This is a genomic window from Streptomyces beihaiensis (assembly GCF_026274175.1).
Classification (GTDB): Bacteria; Actinomycetota; Actinomycetes; order Streptomycetales; family Streptomycetaceae; genus Streptomyces; species Streptomyces beihaiensis.
In genome coordinates this window covers 1-2,600 of sequence record NZ_JAPHNL010000171.1, presented here as the reverse complement: position 1 = coordinate 2,600, position 2,600 = coordinate 1, and the positions used below count along the sequence as shown (strand labels likewise).

The 2,600-nt window shown below is 74.9% G+C and carries 2 protein-coding genes and 2 pseudogenes; 2 read left to right on the top strand and 2 right to left on the bottom strand.

Annotated elements, in window-relative coordinates:
- Both OFY01_RS32420 and OFY01_RS16045 read right to left on the bottom strand, forming a co-directional pair.
- Nucleotides 1-78, bottom strand: a pseudogene (locus OFY01_RS32420) (ATP-binding protein); the annotation flags it as partial.
- Nucleotides 79-262: 184 nt separating this feature from the next.
- A pseudogene (locus tag OFY01_RS16045) lies at nucleotides 263-1,015 on the bottom strand (MGDG synthase family glycosyltransferase); the annotation flags it as partial.
- A 363-nt stretch (nucleotides 1,016-1,378) separates the two neighbouring features.
- Here OFY01_RS16045 and OFY01_RS16040 point away from each other — a divergent pair.
- Both OFY01_RS16040 and OFY01_RS16035 read left to right on the top strand, forming a co-directional pair.
- Nucleotides 1,379-1,894, top strand: coding sequence for a BlaI/MecI/CopY family transcriptional regulator (locus tag OFY01_RS16040; RefSeq protein WP_266600449.1), 516 nt, complete (start codon nucleotides 1,379-1,381; stop codon nucleotides 1,892-1,894).
- Nucleotides 1,895-1,898: 4 nt separating this feature from the next.
- On the top strand, nucleotides 1,899-2,600 hold a 702-nt coding region (locus OFY01_RS16035), incomplete at its 3' end, for a M56 family metallopeptidase (protein WP_266600447.1).

Sequence of the window (2,600 nt, the reverse complement as noted above, 5' to 3'; positions counted from 1 at the left end):
CAGGGTCTCGATGCCGGAGCTGGAGATACGGGCGTCGCAGCGGACCACCGGGACCTGCGGGTCGAGGTCGATGGCGGTGCAGGGCGAGGCCGGACTCACGCAGATGGCGGCCGTGGCGGGTGAGTTCGGTGAGCGTGGGCGCGAGGTCGCAGGGGTCGCGGATCCACGGGGCGAGCCCCGCCTCGTCGAGCGCGGCGGCGTTGGTCTGCCCGTGGCCGGGTATGCAGCCGTAGCTGACGACCGGCAGACCACAGGCGAACGCCTCCAGGGAGGTCAGTCCCCCGGCGTTCTGCACCAGCACGTCGCAGGCGTGCATCAGCGTGGGCATGTCGTCGACCCAGCCGAAGGCGTGCGTGATGCCGTCGGCCCGCAGCTGCTCGGCCAGCGCCTCGTTGCGGCCGCAGACGACGACGGGCACGGCGGCGCCCGAGTCCCGCACCTCCGCGGCGACCTGCCGCACCGGGCCGACCCCCCAGGAGCCCGCCACGAGGAGGGCGAGCGGCGCGGTCGCGGGCAGCCCGAACCGGTCGCGGGCCGTGCGGCGCTGGACGGGCGTGGCGGGGCTGAAACGGCGGTCCACGACGGGGCCGGTGACGGCGACCGACGGCGCGCCCTGGCTGCGCGCCTGCTGGGCCGGGATCTCGTGCACGGCCAGGTGCAGGTCGACGCCGGGCGCCACCCACAGGGCGTGCACGGAGAAGTCGGTGAGGTACGTGATCGCCGGTACGGAGAGCCGCCCCTGGCTCCGCAGCGTGCCGAGGACCTGCCCGGCGGCCGGGTACGTGGCGACCACCGCCGAGGTGTCCGGCGGCAGGACGCGCAGCATGGCCCGTTCGGCCGACCGCAGCAGGGCCCGCGTCACGGCACCGGGCTCCCGGTCCTCGGTGGCCGCGTAGATCCGCTGGTAGCCGGAGGGGGCGAGGGTGAGCAGGCGCCGGTAGCCGACGCGGATCGCCCGCCCCACGGGTCCGGGCAGCAGGTCGAGGAAGTCGTGACGGTCGACCGTCAGGCCCATGTCCTCCAGCCGCGCGGCGAGTTGCGCGGCGGCGCCGTCGTGCCCGGCACCGACACTCGCGGAGACGATCACGACCCGCCCGTGCCCGGCGGCCGGGGCGGGCGCGAGGGCGGAGGAGGAAGGTGCCGCGCGGAGCGCACCGCTGAAGGGGCGGCGGGAGACGGGCGGGCGGGGGCCCGCCACGGGAAGAGCCTGACGGTCCACTGCGACCTGCTTCCTGACACGTTCGGGGCCAGGGCCGGTCCGGCGGCTCCCCGGCTGAGTTCTACAGCGCGTAGTAGCTAAGCACTCTAGACAGTGGAGCACTCGAAAGTAACTCGAAGGTAAGAAAAGCTCTTACGTGACGTAGTAGCTTGGGGTGATGTGAGTGACCACGAGAAGAACGGAAGCAGCCGCAGGCGCGCCCCCGGCGAGCTGGAGAGCGACGTGCTGTCCGCTCTGTGGGCGGCGCGAGAGCCCCTGACGGCCGCCCAGGTCAGGGAACGGCTGACCGGCGACCTCGCCTACACCACCGTGCTGACGATCCTCACCCGCCTCCACGACAAGGGCACCCTCGAACGTCACCGCGCCGGACGCGGCTACGCCTACGCGGCCGTGCGCGACGAGGCCACACACACCGCGGAGCGCATGCACTCCCTGCTGGAACGCGGCAGGGACCGCGCTGCGGTGCTCTCCCGGTTCGTCTCCGAACTCTCGGCGGAGGACGAGCAGTTGCTACAGCGTTTCCTGGACGGGGACCAGCCGGACGGAGACGGACCGGCCGGGCACGGACCGCACGGACCGCACGGGCACGGACCGAACGGGCACGGGCCGAACGGGCACGGGCCGAACGGGCACGGACCAGACGGAGACGGACCAGACGGGGACGAAAGGATCTAGCGGCGTGGCGATCAGCGTCTACGTCCCGTTCGCCGTCAGCGCGCTGCTCGGCCTGTTCGCCCCGCGGCTCGCGCGCCCGCTCCCGCCGCGCCCGGCCGCCTGGGCCCTGGCGTGCGGGGCGCTGGTGACGGCCTGCGCGTCGACGGTCGCGCTGGCGCTCCTGGCGTTCAGCGGCATAGGGCAGATCCCGCTCGTCGCCGAGGAGGGATCGTGGTCGGTACCGGCGCTGCGGGCCGAGGACCCGGTGCGCACCACGGTCGCCGTGCTCTGCGCGCTGGCCCTGGCCGCGGCCGCCGTCTCCCTGGCCCGCAGCTCGTGGCGGCGCGGCCGCTCCCTGCTCGACACCCACCGCGAGTGCCGGCGCCTGCCCGGCGACGGCGAGCTGGCCGTCCTCGACGACGACAGGCCGCAGGCGTTCGCCCTGCCCGGCGCCCCCGGCAGGATCGTCGTCTCCCGGGGGATGCTGCGCTCCCTGGCCCCCGCCGAACGCTCGGCCCTCCTGGCCCACGAACGCGCCCACCTGCGCGGCCGCCACCACCTCTTCCTGACCGCCTGGCACCTCGCGTCGAGCGTCAACCCGATGCTGCGCCCGCTCGCCACAGCCGGGGCGTTCGCCCTGGAGCGCTGGGCCGACGAGGAGGCCGCGGCGGCGGTCGGCGACCGTGCCGTGACGGCCCGCGCGGTGGCGCGCGCCGCGCTGGCCACC